We start from the raw sequence: 18,885 nt of genomic DNA, 5'->3' as shown, positions 1-18,885 counted from the left end.
CGCCGTTTCCGGGTTATATCGTTGACCGCGCGATGTCTTCACCGCCATGCGATGCGCTTCAGCTCATGACGACATTGATCGCGCTTTCTGGAAGATCCTTGCCAAAACTCCGCTGGTAGAATTCCGCAACAAGCGCGCGTTCCAATTCGTCGCATTTGTTGAGAAAGGTCAGCCGGAACGCGAACCCTGTGTCGCTGAAAATTTCCGTGTTCTCGGCCCAGGTGATCACGGTGCGCGGGCTCATCACGGTCGAAAGATCGCCGCCGATGAATGCGTTGCGGGTCAGATCGGCGACGCGCACCATTTTGTTGATCGTATCGCGGCCTTCCTTGGTTGCCTGAAATTTCTTTACCTTGGAGAGGACAATCTCGACTTCCTTGTCGTGCGGCAGATAGTTCAGCGTGGCAACGATCGACCAGCGGTCCATCTGCCCCTGGTTGATTTGCTGGGTGCCATGATAAAGGCCCGACGTATCGCCAAGACCGATCGTGTTCGTCGTTGAGAACAGCCGGAAGGCGGGATGTGGCCGGATCACCCGGCTCTGATCGAGAAGGGTAAGACGGCCCGACATTTCGAGCACACGCTGAATGACGAACATCACATCCGGGCGGCCCGCGTCATATTCGTCGAAACACAAGGCGACATTGTTTTGCAGCGCCCATGGCAGAATGCCATCCCGGAACTCGGTCACTTGCAGACCGTCCTTGATGACGATCGCATCCTTGCCGATGAGATCGATGCGGGACACGTGACTGTCGAGGTTGATCCGGACACAGGGCCAGTTCAGCCGCGCCGCGACCTGTTCGATATGCGTCGACTTGCCGGTGCCGTGATAACCGGTGATCATCACGCGGCGGTTCTTGGCGAAGCCCGCGAGAATGGCGAGCGTCGTATCGCGATCGAAGAGATAATCGGGATCAAGATCTGGAACATGCGGATCGACGCTGGAATAAGCGGGAGCTTCCATGTCGCTGTCGATACCAAAGACTTGCCGCACCGAGATCTTCATGTCGGGCAGGCCGCCAGGCGCGGCGCTTTCGTCCATTATCATGCGTTGCATTCGTCCTTTGTACCGGCGGCCGCGACAGTTGTCTGATGCCGCTTGACCGCTTCCATGCTGTCCAACTTATAAGGAGAGCCAACGGATGGCAGTCGCCACGCCACCGAGAGGCTCAAGCCTCCTTGACAGACCTCAAATAATTATAGGCGCGGATTATCTCACGCAATTTGTCTTCATTCGACCGGTCCCCCGCATTGGCGTCCGGATGCAAGCGCTTGACCAAATCCTTGTAGCGGGCCTTGATCACGACCATGTCCACGGTATCATCAAGACCCAATTGGTCGAGGGCTCTCAAGGCCGCCAGACCATAACGCGGTTTCCGGGGTGTTTCGTAAGAATAGCGCCGCGTGCCTGCTTGCGACACTTCTTGGCCCTCGCCAGGGCGCGGCGGATCGTCGCTCTCCTCGCGAAATTTCTTGCCGCCGCGTTTCACTCCCATGGACCAGGTCGGCCGGTGACCAACCAAGGCCTCGCGCTGATAATCGGCCATGGCTTCATTGCTCATGCCATTGAAATAATTATAAGATGCGTTGTATTCGCGGACATGGTCGAGGCAGAAGCAAAAATATTGGCCCTCCCGCAGACGTCCCATGGGAGCCCGGAATGGACCTGCTTCGTTACAGCCTGGATGCTGGCACAAGGTTTGGTCCGCGCGCGGTTCCTCCTTCAACGCGGACTTGACCCTGATGCGGTCGAAAAGACGTGATCTCAAATTCATGGCGGCCCCATTATGAATGTCTTTGAGATAGCCGCAAGCAGTTCGATGCGGTAAAATAATTTTTCCGCGTCTGGTCCGTGAATGGATCGGCTAGAAATGTCGTAAGTCCCGTAAACTTTAACTCAGGTTTTGACATGCGCGCGCAAAGTGACTTGGCTGCCAGCGATCGCATCAAGGCAAAATTGCAGGCGGCTCTAACCCCTGTCTTTGTCGAAATCATCGACGAGTCTCACAAACACGCGGGCCACGCCCACGCCGTGGCACGGCCAGGCACGGCCGGGACGACGGGCGAAACCCATTTTCGGGTTAAAGTGATTGCCGAAATATTTAGAGGCAAAAGCCGGATCGAGCGCCACCGCGCGATTCATCAGCTGTTGGAGACTGAATTCGAAGGCGGTCTGCATGCCTTGGCCATCGAGGCCAAGGCGCCAGGAGAATAGATTTAATCTACACAGCCCGAAACGCTTGACTGATAAATCTCATCCATCATCGCTTTAGGAAGATAGATCGGATCGCGTCCCGTTTGACCATATATTTTGGTGGTTAAGTACGCTAATGCAAGTGGTGCCCGCGGCTTGAAACCGTGTTGAACGCGACGGCCGTCCGCTTGCCATGCGTATGCACCGACGCGGTCGAGTGCCGCGCATGACTATGATGCGCATAGCCGTGTCCGCCGCCGTGTCTTGCCCAACGATGCCTCGTTGAACCGTGACGGCGGCCATGACGATGGTCCGGCTCGTCATCAGGGGCGGCCGCGACCTTGGTATCGGCGTCCACGGCTGCGACCCCCTCGTCCTGATTGTTGGTCTCCGCCGCATCACGCACGGCGCCATGATTGCGTGCCACCGGCCCAAACAAGGCCAAACATTGGTTATAGGCATCTGCCGCCTGGATTTTTTCGCACTCATCAATGCTGCGCGGAGCGGCGTTGGAGCAAGCGGGAGCCGCAATCACTGCGGCGGTGAAAACACTAAGCAAGGTCAATCGCAAGGTTTCATCCTCTAAGGCACGCGCCGGTTTTCTTGACGACCTCGGCGACGATTTTGCCGGCAGCGGCATCAATCTCAGCTTCGGTTAGGGTTTTTTCGCGCGGTTGCAAGGTGACGGATATGGCGACCGATTTCTTACCTTCCGGAATGGTCTCGCCTTCATAGACGTCGAACACGCCAACCTCGGTGACGAGGGCACGTTCGCCGGCCATGGCCGCCTTCACGATGTCGGCGGCGTTCACCGGCCGGTCGACGAGGAAGGCGAAGTCGCGTTGCACAGGCATGAACTCCGGAAGTTCGAGTTTCGGTTTGGTTCTTGTGAGCCTCAATTTCGGCGCTGGTATGTCATCGAGAAGCAACTCAAAACCGGCGACTGGCCCCTCGGCACCCATGGCTTCCAGGGTGCCCGGATGGATCTCGCCGAACGCGCCAATGACATTTTTTGGCCCAAATTGAAGCGTCGCGGAGCGGCCGGGATGAAACCAGGCAGGTCCGCCAGCAACGATCTGCACGGCGGCCGCCGCCACACCAAGCCCCGAGAGAAGCGCGAGAACATCCGCCTTGGCGTCGAACGGGTCGACATTGGCGGCGGCCATCGACCAATTTTTTCCGCGGCCGGTCTCTTTCGCAAGGCCGCGCCTTATCCCGCTCACGGCGATCTTTTGATCTGCTTCCCCGTCGCCGAGAAAGATCTGGCCGACTTCGAAAAGCGCGACGTCGCCATGGCCGCGGTCGGCATTGCGTTGGCCCGCCGCGATCAGCCCTGGCAACAGACTCGGCCGCATGTCCGATAGTTCTGGCGCAATCGGATTGGCAAGCGCGAGCGACGTTGCGCCGCCGCCAAACATCTCCGCACGCTGGCGCGACACAAACGACCACGTCACCGCTTCGACAAGGCCATTGGCGGCGAGCGCCCGTTTGGCGCTCTTGGCCCGCTTTTGCGGCAATGTCAGCACCGCCGCCGCAACCTGCGCCGATGCACGCGGCAATGGCACCGGCTGAACGCGGTCAAGCCCGGCGATACGCAGGATTTCCTCGACGAGATCGGCCTTGCCCTCGATGTCGGGGCGGAACGAGGGCACCTTAACCACCACCTCGCCAGCATTCCCAGCCAAATTGGCGAGTTCGAATCCAAGGCTTTCGAGAATACCGGCCATTTCCGAGCTGTCGAGTTCGAGACCCGTCAGCCGTTTGACCTCACTCCAGGGAAATACAATCCGCTTGTCGGGCTGCGGAATCCTCCCGGCAAGCGTGATTTGCGAGGCAGAGCCGCCGCAAAGCTCGATAACAAGCCGCGTCGCAAGCTCAAGTCCAGGCAAGCAGAACGCCGGATCGACACCCCGTTCAAACCGGTAGCGCGCGTCCGAATTTATGCCAAGACGCCGCCCGCTGCGCGCGATATTCACCGGATCCCACAATGCCGATTCGATAAGCACATCGGTCGTTGTCTCGTCGCAGCCCGAGGCTTGCCCGCCCATGATTCCGGCAAGCGATTCAACCCCAGCCTCGTCGGCGATGACCACATTGTCCGCGTCGAGCCGGTAGGTTTTGCCATCCAGCGCGATCAATTCCTCGCCCGGCGCGCTGCGGCGGACGGTGATGTTTCCCTTGATTTTTTGGGCATCGAAAACATGCAGCGGCCTGGCCCGGTCGAAGGTCAAATAATTGGTGATATCGACGAGCGCATTGATCGGCCGCAGCCCGATCGCCTTGAGTCGCCTCTGCATCCACGCCGGGCTTTGCCCATTGCGGACTCCTGTGACGAGGCGCAACGCGAAGGCTGGCGCCAGATGCGCGTCTTGCGGCGCGAAATCGAGGCGGATCCCAGCCGGGCACGGAAAACTGATTTCGACCGGTTTTATGGCTCGGTTCTTGAGCTTGCCCAGCCCCGCCGCCGCAAGGTCGCGGGCAATGCCGTGGATGCCCGCCGCATCGGGCCGGTTCGGCAAAAGATTGATCTCGACGACCGGGTCATCGAGTTGAGCCCAGGCCGCATAAGCCGCGCCGACCGGCGCCGCCTCGGGTAAATCGAGAATGCCATCATGGTCCTGGGAGAGTTCGAGTTCGGCGCCCGAACACAGCATGCCGTGCGACTCGACCCCCCGGATCACGCCCTTGCCGAGCGTGATCTTCTTTCCAGGGATATAGGTTCCGGGCGGAGAAAATACCGATGTCATGCCCGCTCGCGCGTTTGGCGCGCCGCAAACGACCTGTACGGGGGTGCTGCCTCCCGTATCGACAAGGCAGACACGCAGCCGGTCGGCATTGGGGTGGGGTTTCGCCTCGATGACGCGGGCGATGACAAAATCCTTGAGGGCGGCGGCTTTGTCCTCGGCATGCTCGACCTCAAGACCGGTCTTGGTCAGCGCGGCGATGATTTCGTCGAGGGTGGCATCGGTCTCAAGATGATCCTTGAGCCAGGAAAGCGTGAATTTCATTGCGGTTCCAAAAAGCGCCGGGCAAGCCTTGCGATGAAAGGCGGCTGGCCCCTGGCCGGTGATTGCATCTGCCTATTCGATCGAGGGATTTGTGTCTCTAGTGTTTTTTGAAGGCGTGGGGAACGTGTGTTGGTTTTTTCCCAAATCCGCCAGACGTTCCCATTCGAGGGCCTGGCGGCTTGAGCCCCCTCCCGGTTGCAGGTAATGGAGAAGACACAAAGCATTGCTCCGGCGCTTGAGGTTTTGATGAAATGAACAAAGCGATTGAAATAGCAAGACGGGGGAGCAACGGCTTACGGACAATCGCCGCATTGATGCCGGTCGCGGCAAGTTTCAGCTTTGCAAGCCTCGGCTTGGCAGCGGACTGGGATTCCGGCCCCCCTGGTCAGCCCTCTAGCGAATATTCGCAAGGCCCCGGCGTCCCCTGCTCGATCGGCGCGCCGATATGGGCACCGCCAGCGGTCACGGCTGCGGAACTTCCCTGGCGCTCCGTTTGGCTTGGGCATTTTTCCGGCGGCCGCCCCTATTCCGATGGCTATGGCCATACCCTTATCGATTGGCGTGACGAAAAATTCTGTTTTCCGGAACGGCGGCAATGCCAAGCTTGGGTTCGCGAACTGCGCCAGGACTATCACCGGCCGGAAGGCTATTGGACGTGTCTGCTGCTTCGCTGAACAGTTCGCGTTCGGCACTCTGATATTTTATGTTTTATATCCACAACCCGGGATTGGAGAGCCGCAATGTTCGCTGCGTTGAAAAATTTTATCGCTGAGGTCAGCGGCACGGATCAAACCGCCCGGCGCTTCGACGAGGAGGATTATCGTCTCGCGGCCGTCGCTTTGCTCGTTCACATCGCCAATGTCGACGGCACCACAGACCTCGCCGAGCAGCGGCGCCTGAAAGCAATCATTGGCGAGCGGTTCGGCCTCGACGCCGGCGCCACCGCGGAATTGATCGCGACGGCAGAGGAAAGCGACCGCGAGGCCGTGGATTTCTACCGTTTCACCAGTGTGCTGAAGCGCGCGCTCGATGACGATGGGCGTCAGAAGATCGTGGAGATGCTGTGGGACATCGCCTACGCCGATGGCGTGGCCGATGAATTCGAGGAAAATACGATCTGGCGGATCGCCGAGCTTCTCGGCGTTTCGACACGCGACAGGGTCTTGCTCCGCCAGCGTGTCGCCGGCCGCGCACCCGCCCCCGCTCCCACCCGAGGCCCCTGGGCCGCACCTGCCGCCGCCAAGGACAAAGCATGAGCGGCGCAATAGCTGAAGGCGAGGGCACCGGAGCGCGCCGCGTCACGGTCATTACAGGCGCCTCTGGCGGGATCGGCGCCGATTTGGCCCGTGTCTTCGCCCGCCAAGGTCATGATCTCGTTCTGATCGCGCGAAGCGGCGCGGCACTGGAAAGTCTAGCCAGCGAAATCGCGGTGCCCGGCAGGTCTCCGCCTTTGGTGCTGGTGCTGGATTTGCTCGCGCCTGGGGCCATTGATCAAATCGCTGCGGCACTTAGAACCGCTGGGGTTTCGCCGGATATCTTGGTCAATAATGCGGGATTTGGCCTTCTTGGTCCCGCCGCCTCCCTCGATACGGCCGAGCAACTGGCGCTCATTGATCTCAACATCCGTGCCGCCGTGGAAATGACCTTGCGCTTTCTGCCAGCGATTTGCGCCGCGCGCGGCAAAATCCTCAACGTCGCGTCGGTGGCATCCTACTTTCCCGGCGGTCCTGGAATGGCGGCGTATTACGCCTCAAAATCATTCCTGCTCTCGTTTTCGCTCGCTCTTTCACAAGAATTGCGGCCGCAAGGCGTCACGGTGTCGGCACTGTGTCCTGGCTACACAAAGACCGGGTTTCAGGCCCGGGCCGGTTTCGGTCCAGGCTTGGGCCTCACACGATTTCCGGGGACGGCGGCAATCTCGGTCGCCGAAGCAGGCTATACCGGGCTCATGGCCGGGAAGCAGGAAATCGTACCGGGATTCTTCAACAAAGTCAGCGTTTTGCTCTTGCCATTTCTGCCAAAATCCGTAGTTTTGATCATTATTTCGCGGTTGCAGCAAAATCGGGTGCGTCCGCGTTAAGGTCCAGTGAGATTTTTTTTCATTGCGGATAATGCCAGCTTGCTCCCCTTTGCGGCGCAGGATCCTGATCATCCTGCACCAAAAACATTCGACGCCCGGGCGGCTCGGGCGGCTCTTGCGTGCGCAGGGATGTGAGCTTGATTGCCGCTGCCCCCGTTACGGTGATCCGCTTCCGGACACATTGCACGGTTACGCCGGAGTGATCGTGTTCGGGGGTCCTATGAGCGTCAATGATGGAGACGCCTGGATACGCCGGGAGATCGACTGGATCGGGATTCCTCTTAAGGAAGGTACCCCATTTCTGGGGATTTGTCTCGGTGCCCAGATGCTCGCGCGCCATCTCGGTCATCGCGTCCGCCCGCATGCGCAAGGGCGCGTGGAAGTCGGTTACTACCGAATCCAGCCAACCGAACACGGGCATCGCATTTGCGATTGCCGCTTCCCGGACCACGTTTACCAGTGGCACCGTGAAGGTTTCGAGTTGCCATGCGGAGCTACCCTCCTGGCCAAGGGTCAGGATTTTGAGGCGCAGGCGTTCCGCTATCAGGAGAAGGCCTATGGCTTCCAATTCCACCCGGAGGTGAATTTCGCCATCATGTGCCGCTGGTCGCTGCTGACACGGGAACGTATGGCCGAGCCAGGCGCCAGACCGCGTCATCGTCATGTCGAAGGCTGGCTCCGGCATGATCGCACCATCGCGCGCTGGTCAAGCGCTTTTTTAGCCAGCTGGCTTGCGGGCGGCCAGCCCGCGACCCCGCCCGCGGCATTGTTGCTGGCCGAAACTCCTGCTCCCCAACATTGATATCATCAATGTGCGGCCAACACCGCGAAGACAACTGATTCGAGCCGGCGCCGCAAGTAATGCCGCCGGCCCACCGGTCAATCCGGTGGAGCGGCGGCAAACACGTCAAAAATGATTTCGTGATTAAAGCGCGCGGGACGAGACTTGGGAGAACGCGTACCCGTTTGGTGAGTCACACTATGCAGCAAACGTGCCGTTGCGCATCGGACATATGACCTAAAACAGCAGATTGCCACGCCTCACGGGCCGGTTTAATTTCAAATGCCAAATGAAATAATGTGGAAAGAGGGACAAAATCGGCCGTTGGCTTATCGCCAGCTGCGCAAATGACCGCGAACCGTGACCTGAGGCATCCTGATTGCGGACTTTCCAACTGCTGCTGATGATCAAAAAAGAACTCGATCAGCGCTATCCGCTTCGGGGGGAGCGGGAATATGAGCAAAGATGACGAGCTTATCGACTTCATAGATTTTGTTTATGCGGCAGTGCTCGACGGTGCCCTCTGGCCAGCGGTGCTAGCGAAGCTGGCCGACGCCACGGGAACGATGCAGGTGATCATCGCGACCATGGACAGGCGTACACAAAACTTCGATTCCATTTCGCGGCGAACAATTGAAGAATTGGACGCCAGTTACAAAAAATACTGGGCGTTTCACAACCCTCTCTGGGCTCAAGCCGCTGCTTTGCCATCGGGGACGTTGTTCTCGCTCGACAGCCTCATGCCGCGGCAGGACTTCTCCAAGACAGCGATTTACAATGAATGGTGGAAACCGGCCGATTACAGCCTCGCCATGCTGGGCGCCTGTTTGCAAAATGACGATCGGCTATCGTCAGTAATTTGCCTTGTCAACGCGCCAGGCAAAGACGGGGTCACCGAGGAGCAAACCCGGATATTCAAGATGGCGGTGCGCCACATCGCTCGCGCCCTGCGGATTTATCGCCAACTGTGGACATTCAAACATCAGCCCTTCGCCGCACCCGAGCAACTTGAAAGCTTACCCAAGGGAGCCATCCTTGTCGACGTCTCGGCATATGCGCTCTACATCAATGCGCCGGCGCGGAAGGCGCTCGAGGCGGAAGAAAGCATCGCTCTCAAGGGTGGGCGTCTCGAGACCACAGATGGTTCCAGCGCACTTCAGCAATTGATCGCCTCCTGCGGTTTTAGCATTGGAGCCCTTTGCGGGCCGCTCGGCGGGCGCGTCGAGGTGCCGCGCGGACCGCGGCGCGCCCCTCTCACGCTTGTGGTAACTCCATTCCGTACCCTAAAACTTGGTGTGGAAATTCCATGGCTCGGATTACGCTTGCCGGCGGCGCTCATCACGATCACCGATCCTGAGATCAAGCTGCAGCGGTTCGTCCAGGATCTGCACAAACGTTTTGGCTTGACCGCGGCCGAGGCGGGGCTCGCCGCCGAAATCGTCAAGGGTGACGGTCGGGAGGCGGCGGCGCGGCGGCGTGGCATCTCAGTCGCGACGGCCCGCTCGCAACTCTCCAGCATTTTTGAAAAGACCGGCACGCACCGGCAGGCTGAACTCGTTCATCTTCTCTTGAAACTCACGAGCGAAACAAATCTGCGGAAAAAGGAAAACTGACTGCGGGACAAAAGGGACAGCGGCCCTTCTTCACGCGAGGTTCAGCTCCAAAATTATAGCTTTAAGTGTATCATTCATGTGGCCGGAACTCCGGCCCAAAGCTGGAGGACTTCATGAAGACACATAGGAAGCTCGTTATGGCGGCCGGGATTGGTTTCTTCGGCCTCGGCGCAGCCGCCCTGCCCGCCTCGGCCATGCCGCTGAGCGGTCTCGATCCGGCCCTCGCCACGGCGGCGGATCGCACAGAACGTTTCCAAGCTGTCCGCTGGATTTGCGACTCTTACGGAGACTGCCAACAGGTCCCTGGCTGGCGGCACCACGGATGGCGGAGACACCATAATGGATGGGGCCCCGCTTACACATGGGGTCCCCCTTCAAGATGGGGTGGCAGCTACGGATGGGGACCAGGCTACGCCATTTGGGGCTGGGGAGGCCCGTGGGGTCAAAGATATTACTGGTGATTCGCGGCGCGTTTCGTAGCGCCAGGCTGGCACAAGTTTTGAGTCATATTCTTTTTATGCCGGGAAAGTCTCCCGCTCGGCACAAACGAAGACCCGGCCCCGGTGCGTGCCGTGCACCGGGGTCACTTTTTTGTTTTGCCGTCTTGAGATTGGACGCCCGACGCACCGCTTTTTCGCGAATCATCCAATGGCAGAAGCACAAAAGCCTTTGCCAAAATTTGCCCGAACGACCGCAGAAAACTCCACCACGACCATTCAACAAAAGATGTCAACAGGATTGAGCGACCGGACCGCGCGCTTTCGCCGCGGTGCGGAAGACGTCCCGGTCACAAGCCATCGCAAGCGCGATTGTATATGGCAGAGGCAATCGCTATAAGGGCAGCGGTTTGGCACATGGAGTCTCGCAATTGGCTGTCGAGCAGATCGAAGGCGGCTACAAACCGGCCGAAGACGAAGCCTTCATGAATGAGCGCCAGAGGGATTATTTCCGGCGCAAACTAATTGCATGGAAGGACGATATTCTAAAGGAGAGCCAGGAGACATTGGTTGTCCTTCAGAGCGAAAACGAAAATCATCCCGATCTCGCCGATCGCGCCTCTTTCGAAACGGACCGCTCTATAGAGTTGCGGGCGCGAGACCGGCAGCGCAAACTGATCTCGAAGATTGACGCTGCGCTGGCCCGGCTCGACGATGGAACCTATGGCTACTGTGAAGAAACCGGCGAACCGATCAGCCTGAAGCGGCTGGATGCGCGGCCCATCGCAACACTTTCTGTGGAAGCTCAGGAACGCCATGAGCGGCGTGAACGGACCTATCGCGAGACGTAAGTTTTGTGACACAGAAAATTTCGAGATGATTATACGGCCACTCCCTGCCGCATGAGTGCAGTCCGGACTCGGTAGCACAGGCGGCAATGTTCCGGTTATCCGGTCAGACGCGAACTAACCAGGCCGACGTCCGAGCAGTTTGGCCATCTCGATTTCCAAAGTATCGGCGTCCGTTTGTGCGGTCACAGCCGCTGGAACGCCGGCCTCCAAATTATCCTCGATGACATTGAGTGCATCCGCCGCCGGCAACACCGGTTCCACTCTTGTCTCGACGGCCGTGTTCATTTCGGGAAGCGCGGGAATTTCACCGTTTCCTTGGAGTAAATCGGGGAAAGTCGGCACCTCGGCCGGCGCCTCGCCCTCCTCACCTGGGGGGGCCAGCCTGACAGCCGGTGTTTCCGTCGCGCGATGCGGTGCGGGCCGTAAAAAAGGGGTGGCAACCGATGCTCGCCGGAAATCCTTGGCCGTGGTTGTCACAGGTTCTGGTCTTGGCGGAGCTTCGGCGCGTCCCTGAAAAGACTCGCGGGGAGGGGAAATTCTCTGATTGGACGGCGCAGCCAGAGGAGCAACACGTCTCGGCGGGATTGGAAATCCGGGCGGTCTTGGAGCGGATACGCCCGCCGGCGGGGAGACTCCCGCAGGTTCCCCGGCGCGGCCACCAGTCTCTGGCTCAAACGCGGCAGCGGGAAACGGTATCTTGCGTTGCGGCGGCACGGAGAGTGGCGATTCGGCCGAAGCCGGCCAAGCCACGCCGGCCGGCAGTGGCACTTCTTTTTCGCGTACTCGGGTGTCACGGAGGTCACGCGGTTCGCGGCTTTCAGCCCGGATAATTTGCGATTCGATGAGAAGATCGTTGGGGCCGCCGATCATCACAAGATGTTCGACATTGTCCCGCCGGATAATGACGAGCTGGCGTTGCCGGTCGAGATCAAAGGCATCGACCGTCCCAAGCCGTGGCAGCCGGGCGCGTCCATTGCGCGGCACCCTAAGTCCGCGCCCTAACGCCAGCCGGACAATCATCGAAATCAAAATCGCGGCGCCCAAAAACGCCAGCGCCGTTGCGACAAGCGTGAGACTTTTGTTCGCGAAAAAACTTTCACTTAAGCCCGGCATATGGCGGCTCGCTCGCGGAAAAAATAGCGGTGGATGTCTTTTTAGCGTAGCATGTTCAGCTACGCCATGCCGGTGTAAGATAACAAATAGTTAACGAAATTCATAAAACTCGATTCGATGGAATCGCGCGCGACTATCGGCCTGGAGATGAAAAATTACCGGGACCCTCAGGGTGAAATGGGCTGGCACCGAGGCCCATCCGGCCGCGAGTGCCTGAATAATCATAGCGGAAACGGTCCCAATCCTGGACAGAACGGCCTTCCGCGAGCCAGCTTCCGGGGGGATTTGGAGGCAGCGGCCCATAGTCATAATAGGGGGTTTGCGCAATGGCGCCACCAGAGACCAAAATCGAGATCGTGGCGGTGGCGGCGAATTTCCAAAAAGATTGCACTGAATATCTCCGTACCAGACTGCTGAAGCTGCCATTCTGCGCGATTGACCCGATAGTCAGCGTGTCTCAACGCACAACGCGCAGAGAAGTTCAGCAGCGCGGCTATCTTTCCTCAGAAACTATATCATGAGCGAGCAAATCACATCCATCTTTGGCGGCCGCCGGGGACGGTTCATCAACCCCACCTTGGCCCTGGCTTTTTTTATCGGCCTGGCTGGTACGGTCACGGTGTTTTCGTTAGCGACCAATGATGAAGGCGCCAGCTCGGTGATTTTAGGGCTCGTCCTCTTGGCCATCGCGGGGATCGGCGTGTCCTTTGCCTTGGCAGCGGGACTGCTCCAGTTTCCCGGGCAAGTTTCACGCAATGATCTCGCCAAGCTCATCTGCGATGCCAGCACGGACGGGCTGCTCCTGACCAGCCCTAACGGCAAGATTCTTTATGCAAACGAAGCCTATTTAAGCTTGGCCGGTGTCCGCCGCTTGGCGGACTGCCGCCCGGTCGAGCGGCTGTTTTCCGGTTCTTCGGAAATTGCCGAGGCGGTCTACCGGCTCGCGCAGGCCGCGCGCACTTGCCGCGCGGCCGTGGAGGACGTGCGTTTGTCGCCGCCGCTTGCCCCCGGCGACGAGGCCGGCTGGTACAAAATCAAGGTCCGTCCGCTCGCATTGGCCTCCAAGCGGCAAGCAGGGCAAGCCTGCCTGTGGTCCGTCGCGGATGTCACGCGCGGGCGGGAAAGACAGGAGCACGTTTTTCAGGAATTGCGGGATGCCATTGATTTTCTCGATCATGCGCCCGCCGGCTTTTTTTCCTGCCGTTGGAACGGCGATGTTCCCTATATGAATGCGACCCTCGCGGGCTGGCTCGGCCATGATCAGGCCGAGAGTGCGTCCGGAGGTCTTAAACTGACCGACTTCGTGGTCCGCGGCGCTGGCGCTCTTACGGCCATGGCTCCCGCGAAAGATGGCGCCGCATGCACCGAAGAGTTTGACGTCGAGCTTAAACGCCGCGATGGGCAAACATTTCCCGCTCACGTGCTTCACAGCGTCGTCTATGGTGAAGATGGCGTGCCCGGCCCATCGCGCACCCTCGTCCTCAATCGGACACTTGCCAAAGACGCCGCGGCGGATCCGGGCACGGCTGGCGCCAGCATGCGCTTCACCCAAGCCTTCGATGCGACGCCAATGGCGATCGCGATACTCGACAAAAACGGACGGATCACCCGTTCGAATGCGGCCTTCGCGCGGCTCATGCCGGAGTCTTTAAAACAAAATGGCGGAGCCGCGCGGTCGATTTTCGCGAGCATTCTCGATCGCGACCACGCGGCGCTCGAATCTGCCATTGGCGCGGCCTTCCAATCGGCGCCAGATATTCCACCGGTCGATGTTGGCCTCACGGGAGACGGCGACCGTTCAGCGAGACTGTTTATCTCGGCGGTGGAAGAGCACCACGGCACTGGTGCGACGGTCTATGCGCTCGATACGACCGAGCAGCGCACGCTGCAAAACAACTTCGCGCAATCGCAAAAGATGCAGGCAATCGGACAACTGGCGGGTGGCGTGGCACATGATTTCAACAATGTCTTGACCGCGATCATCGGTTATTCCGACTTGCTGCTTGCCAATCACCGGCCGACCGATCCGTCGTTTCAAGACATCAACCAAATCAAACAAAACGCCAACCGCGCAGCCTCGCTCGTCCGGCAGCTCCTGGCCTTTTCACGCCGCCAAACCTTGCTGCCGCAGGTTCTTCAGCTGGGCGATGTTTTGTCCGATCTGCAAATGCTGATGCGGCGGCTCGTCGGCGAAAAGATCGATCTCGAACTGCGCCACGGCCGCGATCTTTGGCTCGTCGAAGCCGACGTCAACCAATTCGAGCATGTCCTCGTCAATTTGATCGTCAATGCCCGCGATGCGATGCCGCAAGGCGGCAAGATTATTCTGCACACCCGCAATGTCACAGCCGCCGAATGTGCAAGTTACAACGAGCCGTCGCTAGCCGACGCCGACTATGTGGCCATCGAGGTCGAGGATTTCGGGCATGGTATCCCGCCAGACGTGCGAGACAAAATCTTCGAGCCATTTTTCACCACCAAGGAAGTCGGCAAGGGCACGGGTCTTGGCCTCGCCATGGTTTATGGCATCGTCAAACAAACCGGCGGTTATGTTTTCTGTTCGAGCACGGTCGGCAAGGGAACCGTTTTTACGATCCTTCTGCCCCGTTACATTCCAAACGAGACCCAAGCTTCCCGTTCCCTCGAACAGGCGGCATTACCGTCTCCCGATCTGACCGGCCACGGCACGATTCTGCTTGTCGAAGATGAAGAGGCGGTCCGGGCTTTCGGCGCCCGTGCGCTTGCGTCACGCGGCTACACGGTCTTGCAAGCGGCATCCGGCATCGAAGCTCTGCAAATCGTCGAAGAAAATGGCGGCAAGATCGATCTTGTCGTATCAGATGTCGTCATGCCGGAGATGGATGGCCCAACCATGTTCGGCGAATTGCGAAAACGCGGCGTCAAGGCGAAGGTCATTTTCGTCTCCGGCTATGCCGAAGACGCATTCGCGAAAAATTTGCCGGAGGGAGAAGATTTCAGCTTTTTACCGAAACCCTTCAGCCTGAAACAATTGATCGAGGCGGTGAAGGGCAAACAGTGAAACGCTGGCCCGCTGTATGGCTTATCTCCTTTAGAGTCTGATGACTTGCCACTCATTGTCGTGATAATTGACCACGCGTTCATAAAAATCGGCCGTGGTCGCACCGGCAAAGAGGCCGGCGATTCCTCCAATGATCCCTCCGACGATGGCGCCAGGCGTCCCGCCGATGAGGCCGCCAACCACGATACCGGCTCCGATCCCAGCCAGTGTCGGGCCGGCAAAATCGGTGAGCCGGTCCGCCGTCGTTTCAGACCCCATGGCGGTCGTCGAACTCTGGTCCACGCCGCAATACTGTTTGCAGCCATCGAAGCTGGCAGGCGTTGGGCAGGTCGAACAGGTCCGGCCAACATCGCCGACACGGTGGCAGAGACCTAGGGTGTGTCCCAACTCATGCATAAAGAAGATCGGCTGAGCCTGCGCGATCAGAGTCTGGCCAAGAACTGGAACGCCTCTAAAGATGAAATCGCACGGCGGGCAGTTGAAACTTCCTTCGCCAAAAAAGCCTTCCCCGTTCTCAAGAACGGAAACCAGCAAAGCATAGCGGAAATGACCAAGGCCGCGCCGATGTGGCGAGAACCTCGCATCGTTGTTGCGATTGGCGTCAAGATCGTTCGGGGTCCAGGTCTCGACATAATCGAGAATCTGTCCTCCGCCGAGATAGCCATCATCAAAGCGGGGCGCGACGCCGTGGTAGGCGAACTGACTCGCCGCCATTTGTTTGGCATCAAAGAGGAATGCCTGATCTGACCCAGAAGCATCGATCTCCACCCAAAGTTCCCGCCGTCCGGGATCCGCCAGCCCATCATAACCCGGCACCCGGATGAGATTTCCAGCAGCGTCTTGCGGCTGAACAGTGGGATCCTGGATCGACAAGTGGGCTTCAACATCCTCCTTAAACCCGTCGCGATCGCTATCGGCATTTTCTGTCGGGTTCGGGTCACGGAAATTGACGGTGAACCAGCGGAATGTGAGAACATAGTGTGCATCATCCGACTGATATGTGTGTGTCGCCGTCCCATCCTCGTTCCATTCGAGTTCGAAGCTCTCAAAGGTGTCGTCGGTGGGACTCTCAAAGATCGTGAAATCCGATTCGCGGAGCTGCAATCGCGTGCGGTAGCTCCCCGGCGGCGCGGTTGCCGGAAGCGCCCGGACATCGATGACGACGCCAGGAGAGCGGCGCGTGCCATCATTCATCGACCAGTAGCCGTCGAGATCGAAGGATGCCGGATAGCGCACATCTTCCGCCGTTAAATAAAGTTCGTCGCTGCCAATATCCTCCTGCTCATCGATGCAATGGATATTCGTCAAAACCAGATAGCTCCGGCGGTTGCGGCCGTCGGCCCATCCATCATGATCCGTGTCGGGGTCGTTTGGATTGGTCCCGGTCTGGGTCTCGTAAAGATCCGGCAGACCATCGCCATCGGAATCGACTGGTTGATCGAAGGTCGGATCGGACGCATCGGGAATTCCATCACAGTCCGAGTCGGTGGTCGTCGGATCGGCAGCTTTGGCAATACGGGCTGCGTTGGGCCGCGCCAAAATGATGACCGTCGAGCATGCAGGAAAGGCTGGCGGCTCTGGGACATTCCAGCCCGGATCACCAAGCATTGTCGTCCATTCCAGATCATCGCCGTCCAATGAGACATTGATCGAGGAATTGCTGTAAAGGGGGTCGGTCGCAGTTGAGTCGGCCCAGATCGTGAGGGCACCGAAATCCCAACCGCCGCCAAAAAAACTGTCCTGGATCTTGGTGACCGAGATCTGCCCAACGCCCCGGATGAGTTCGATGCTGAGCGGCTCATTTGAAAGGTCGAATTCGAAGCGGTCCGTGTGGCCCCGTTCGAAGTCGTCACGGTTGGGAGCATCGAGATAGAAATCGCGGCCGCCGATTTGCAAATGGATGTCGTCGTCGGTCCCGGCAAAAGTTACGTCTTGGGTCCGGACGTCGACAATGAGACGGCTGATCTGTTGCGCATCGGCAGGGCACGGCGCTAACAGCATGACAAGCGGGACAAGAAGGAGGAGCACTCGTATGCCCCAATGCAGCGGCCTGACCGGCTGACCGGGCCTCTGCGTTGAAATCGTTCCATGTGACATGTTCAGCGCCTCCTCAAACCAAGGTTTAAAGGGTGGCAGCAAGTCCGCGGGCCGACGAAACCCGCACGCCCGTATGGCTCAACATACAGCGGGAACAAACGATAGACAATCGGGCCCCGCCGAAGCGGGCCCGCCGGTGTTCTGTCAGAGCCGGGCTTCCTCGGCCTTTAACGCCTCGTCCAAGCGGCTATGGTTGCGGCCATAGAAGAAATAAATAGCAAGACCGATGACAAGCCAGATGGCGAGCCGCAGCCACGTATCGCCAGGCAGACCGAACATCAAAAAAATTGCCGAAGCCGCCCCGAGCGGCGCCACGATAAAGACCGCCGGTGTCTTGAAGGGGCGATGAATCTCCGGGTGGGTGATCCGCAAAACCACAACCCCGGCGCACACCACCACAAAGGCAAATAAGGTGCCGATACTCACCAGTTCGCCGACGAGACCAATCGGCAACAGACCCGAAAGAACAGCGACGACCGTGCCCGTGATCAGCGTCGTGACATAAGGCGTGCGAAATCTCCGGTGGATGATGGCCGCGAAAGGCGGCAGCAAACCATCGCGTCCCATCGAATACAAAATCCGCGACTGGCCGAGCAACAGCACCAAAACGACCGAACTTAACCCCAAGATCGCACCGAGCTTGATAAGGGAAGCGAAGCCCGGGATTCCTATTACATCGGCACCCAAAGCGATCGGATCTGGCACGTTTAGCTGGTTGAAAGGCACGATCCCGGTAATGACAATGCTGACGAGCACATAGAGAACCGTGCAGATCCCGAGTGATCCGAGGATGCCGATCGGCATGTCCTTTTGCGGGTCGCGGGCTTCCTGCGCGGCTGTCGAGACGGCGTCGAACCCGATATAGGCAAAGAAAACCACCGCGGCGCCGCGGACGATCCCGCTCCAGCCAAATTGGCCGGGGCCGATATTGGGGGGAATGAACGCGCCCGCGGGATTGGTCGGGGTCACCCAGTTCGAGGCTTTGACGAGCCAGACTCCGGCAAGGATGAAAGCCACGATGATCACCAGTTTTACGGCAACAATGGCATTGTTCACCTTGGCCGATTCCTTGATTCCGATGACAAGCAAGATCGAAACCGCGACGATGATGAAGATTGCTGGCAAATTGATCAGTGCGCCGGTCGCCGACCAGACCCCTGTCGCCGGGTCATAGGCGAGCGGCGCGACCGAATACCGACTGGGGATCGCCAAGCCAAAATCGCGCAGAAAACTTGTGACATAGCCGGACCAGCCGATCGCGACCGTCGTCGCGCCAAAGGCGTATTCGAGGATCAAGTCCCAGCCAATGATCCAAGCGATGAATTCCCCCATGGTCGCATAGGCGTAGGTATAGGCGCTGCCGGCGACTGGCACAGTCGATGCCATTTCCGCATAGCAGAGGCCGGCAAGGGCGCAGACAAGCCCCGCGAGAACGAAGGAAAGACTCACCGCCGGCCCTGCGTAAGCGGCGGCCGCATGGCCCGTCAGGACAAAGATGCCCGCGCCGATGACGCAGCCGATGCCAAGCGCGACAATGCTTGTCAGCGAAAGGGTGCGGCGCAACCCCGGTTCTCCCGGCACCGACCCGTATTCGCCTGCCTTCGCTTCGGCCTGAAGCTCCGCGATCGACTTGCGGATCCAAATATTCCCCATTCTGCTTGTCTCCAT

General features: G+C 59.0%; 17 protein-coding genes. 9 read left to right on the top strand and 8 right to left on the bottom strand.

Features of this window, described 5'->3' with window-relative positions:
• Positions 1-58: 58 nt before the first annotated feature.
• Positions 59-1,051: a cobaltochelatase subunit CobS gene (gene cobS, locus QEV83_RS18955; protein WP_280131146.1), complete on the bottom strand. Its 993-nt coding sequence runs from the start codon at positions 1,049-1,051 to the stop codon at positions 59-61.
• A 121-nt stretch (positions 1,052-1,172) separates the two neighbouring features.
• Entirely contained in the window at positions 1,173-1,778 is a 606-nt protein-coding gene (locus QEV83_RS18950; protein ID WP_280129196.1) for a J domain-containing protein, read from the bottom strand.
• Positions 1,779-1,912: 134 nt separating this feature from the next.
• On the opposite strand from QEV83_RS18950, the gene QEV83_RS18945 reads away from it, so the two are divergent.
• Positions 1,913-2,218 (top strand): BolA family protein, encoded by a 306-nt coding sequence (locus QEV83_RS18945; protein ID WP_280129195.1) that lies wholly within the window; start codon positions 1,913-1,915, stop codon positions 2,216-2,218.
• A 112-nt stretch (positions 2,219-2,330) separates the two neighbouring features.
• On the opposite strand, the gene QEV83_RS18940 is transcribed toward QEV83_RS18945, so the two are convergent.
• Positions 2,331-2,762 carry a hypothetical protein gene (locus tag QEV83_RS18940; RefSeq protein WP_280129194.1) on the bottom strand — a complete coding sequence of 144 codons (432 nt, stop codon included), beginning with the start codon at positions 2,760-2,762 and terminating at the stop codon, positions 2,331-2,333.
• Positions 2,763-2,772: 10 nt separating this feature from the next.
• The gene (gene pheT, locus QEV83_RS18935; protein ID WP_280129193.1) at positions 2,773-5,205 is read right to left on the bottom strand and encodes a phenylalanine--tRNA ligase subunit beta; all 2,433 of its coding nucleotides are present in this window, start codon (positions 5,203-5,205) and stop codon (positions 2,773-2,775) included.
• 251 nt (positions 5,206-5,456) lie between these two features.
• Here pheT and QEV83_RS18930 point away from each other — a divergent pair, with 251 nt between their 5' ends.
• The 7 genes from QEV83_RS18930 to dksA all read left to right on the top strand — a co-directional run bounded on the left by QEV83_RS18930 (position 5,457) and on the right by dksA (position 10,967).
• Positions 5,457-5,879: a hypothetical protein gene (locus tag QEV83_RS18930; protein ID WP_280129192.1), complete on the top strand. Its 423-nt coding sequence runs from the start codon at positions 5,457-5,459 to the stop codon at positions 5,877-5,879.
• Positions 5,880-5,945: 66 nt separating this feature from the next.
• On the top strand, positions 5,946-6,461 hold the full coding sequence (locus tag QEV83_RS18925; RefSeq protein WP_280129191.1) for a TerB family tellurite resistance protein: 516 nt from the start codon (positions 5,946-5,948) through the stop codon (positions 6,459-6,461).
• Complete coding sequence (locus QEV83_RS18920; RefSeq protein WP_280129190.1) at positions 6,458-7,285, top strand: SDR family NAD(P)-dependent oxidoreductase; 828 nt, start codon at positions 6,458-6,460, stop codon at positions 7,283-7,285. Before QEV83_RS18925 ends, QEV83_RS18920 begins: the two co-directional genes overlap by 4 nt.
• 31 nt (positions 7,286-7,316) lie before the next feature.
• Complete coding sequence (locus QEV83_RS18915; protein WP_280129189.1) at positions 7,317-8,087, top strand: glutamine amidotransferase; 771 nt, start codon at positions 7,317-7,319, stop codon at positions 8,085-8,087.
• 434 nt (positions 8,088-8,521) lie between these two features.
• Positions 8,522-9,679: a helix-turn-helix transcriptional regulator gene (locus tag QEV83_RS18910; protein ID WP_280129188.1), complete on the top strand. Its 1,158-nt coding sequence runs from the start codon at positions 8,522-8,524 to the stop codon at positions 9,677-9,679.
• A gap of 113 nt (positions 9,680-9,792) precedes the next feature.
• On the top strand, positions 9,793-10,140 hold the full coding sequence (locus QEV83_RS18905; RefSeq protein ID WP_280129187.1) for a hypothetical protein: 348 nt from the start codon (positions 9,793-9,795) through the stop codon (positions 10,138-10,140).
• A gap of 461 nt (positions 10,141-10,601) precedes the next feature.
• Entirely contained in the window at positions 10,602-10,967 is a 366-nt protein-coding gene (gene dksA, locus QEV83_RS18900; protein WP_280131145.1) for an RNA polymerase-binding protein DksA, read from the top strand.
• 114 nt (positions 10,968-11,081) lie between these two features.
• On the opposite strand, the gene QEV83_RS18895 is transcribed toward dksA, so the two are convergent.
• Together QEV83_RS18895 and QEV83_RS18890 are read right to left on the bottom strand one after the other, a co-directional pair.
• A complete protein-coding gene (locus tag QEV83_RS18895) occupies positions 11,082-12,080 on the bottom strand; it encodes a hypothetical protein (RefSeq protein ID WP_280129186.1) in 999 nt (332 codons plus the stop codon).
• 133 nt (positions 12,081-12,213) lie between these two features.
• Positions 12,214-12,471, bottom strand: coding sequence for a hypothetical protein (locus QEV83_RS18890; RefSeq protein ID WP_280129185.1), 258 nt, complete (start codon positions 12,469-12,471; stop codon positions 12,214-12,216).
• A gap of 126 nt (positions 12,472-12,597) precedes the next feature.
• On the opposite strand from QEV83_RS18890, the gene QEV83_RS18885 reads away from it, so the two are divergent.
• Positions 12,598-15,120 (top strand): PAS domain-containing sensor histidine kinase, encoded by a 2,523-nt coding sequence (locus tag QEV83_RS18885; protein WP_280129184.1) that lies wholly within the window; start codon positions 12,598-12,600, stop codon positions 15,118-15,120.
• A gap of 30 nt (positions 15,121-15,150) precedes the next feature.
• Here the strand turns inward: QEV83_RS18885 and QEV83_RS18880 are convergent, their stop codons facing one another.
• Together QEV83_RS18880 and QEV83_RS18875 are read right to left on the bottom strand one after the other, a co-directional pair.
• Positions 15,151-17,217, bottom strand: coding sequence for a hypothetical protein (locus QEV83_RS18880; RefSeq protein ID WP_280129183.1), 2,067 nt, complete (start codon positions 17,215-17,217; stop codon positions 15,151-15,153).
• A 144-nt stretch (positions 17,218-17,361) separates the two neighbouring features.
• Entirely contained in the window at positions 17,362-18,870 is a 1,509-nt protein-coding gene (locus QEV83_RS18875; RefSeq protein ID WP_280129182.1) for an amino acid permease, read from the bottom strand.
• Between the last annotated feature and the right edge of the window lie 15 nt (positions 18,871-18,885).

It is taken from the genome of Methylocapsa sp. D3K7 (assembly GCF_029855125.1).
GTDB lineage: Bacteria > Pseudomonadota > Alphaproteobacteria > Rhizobiales > Beijerinckiaceae > Methylocapsa.
The sequence above is the reverse complement of the archived record's forward strand: the minus strand, read 5'-3'. Positions and strand labels throughout refer to the sequence as shown.

Bases quoted from the DNA above. Each gene is read 5' to 3' on its own strand.
- pheT (WP_280129193.1), bottom strand. From the start codon at position 5,205: ATGAAATTCACGCTTTCCTGGCTCAAGGATCATCTTGAGACCGATGCC.
- QEV83_RS18910 (WP_280129188.1), top strand. From the start codon at position 8,522: ATGAGCAAAGATGACGAGCTTATCGACTTCATAGATTTTGTTTATGCG.
- QEV83_RS18880 (WP_280129183.1), bottom strand. From the start codon at position 17,217: ATGTCACATGGAACGATTTCAACGCAGAGGCCCGGTCAGCCGGTCAGG.
- dksA (WP_280131145.1), top strand. From the start codon at position 10,602: ATGAATGAGCGCCAGAGGGATTATTTCCGGCGCAAACTAATTGCATGG.
- QEV83_RS18895 (WP_280129186.1), bottom strand. From the start codon at position 12,080: ATGCCGGGCTTAAGTGAAAGTTTTTTCGCGAACAAAAGTCTCACGCTT.
- QEV83_RS18875 (WP_280129182.1), bottom strand. From the start codon at position 18,870: ATGGGGAATATTTGGATCCGCAAGTCGATCGCGGAGCTTCAGGCCGAA.
- QEV83_RS18920 (WP_280129190.1), top strand. From the start codon at position 6,458: ATGAGCGGCGCAATAGCTGAAGGCGAGGGCACCGGAGCGCGCCGCGTC.
- QEV83_RS18925 (WP_280129191.1), top strand. From the start codon at position 5,946: ATGTTCGCTGCGTTGAAAAATTTTATCGCTGAGGTCAGCGGCACGGAT.
- QEV83_RS18905 (WP_280129187.1), top strand. From the start codon at position 9,793: ATGAAGACACATAGGAAGCTCGTTATGGCGGCCGGGATTGGTTTCTTC.
- QEV83_RS18915 (WP_280129189.1), top strand. From the start codon at position 7,317: ATGCCAGCTTGCTCCCCTTTGCGGCGCAGGATCCTGATCATCCTGCAC.
- cobS (WP_280131146.1), bottom strand. From the start codon at position 1,051: ATGATAATGGACGAAAGCGCCGCGCCTGGCGGCCTGCCCGACATGAAG.
- QEV83_RS18885 (WP_280129184.1), top strand. From the start codon at position 12,598: ATGAGCGAGCAAATCACATCCATCTTTGGCGGCCGCCGGGGACGGTTC.
- QEV83_RS18945 (WP_280129195.1), top strand. From the start codon at position 1,913: ATGCGCGCGCAAAGTGACTTGGCTGCCAGCGATCGCATCAAGGCAAAA.
- QEV83_RS18950 (WP_280129196.1), bottom strand. From the start codon at position 1,778: ATGAATTTGAGATCACGTCTTTTCGACCGCATCAGGGTCAAGTCCGCG.
- QEV83_RS18930 (WP_280129192.1), top strand. From the start codon at position 5,457: ATGAACAAAGCGATTGAAATAGCAAGACGGGGGAGCAACGGCTTACGG.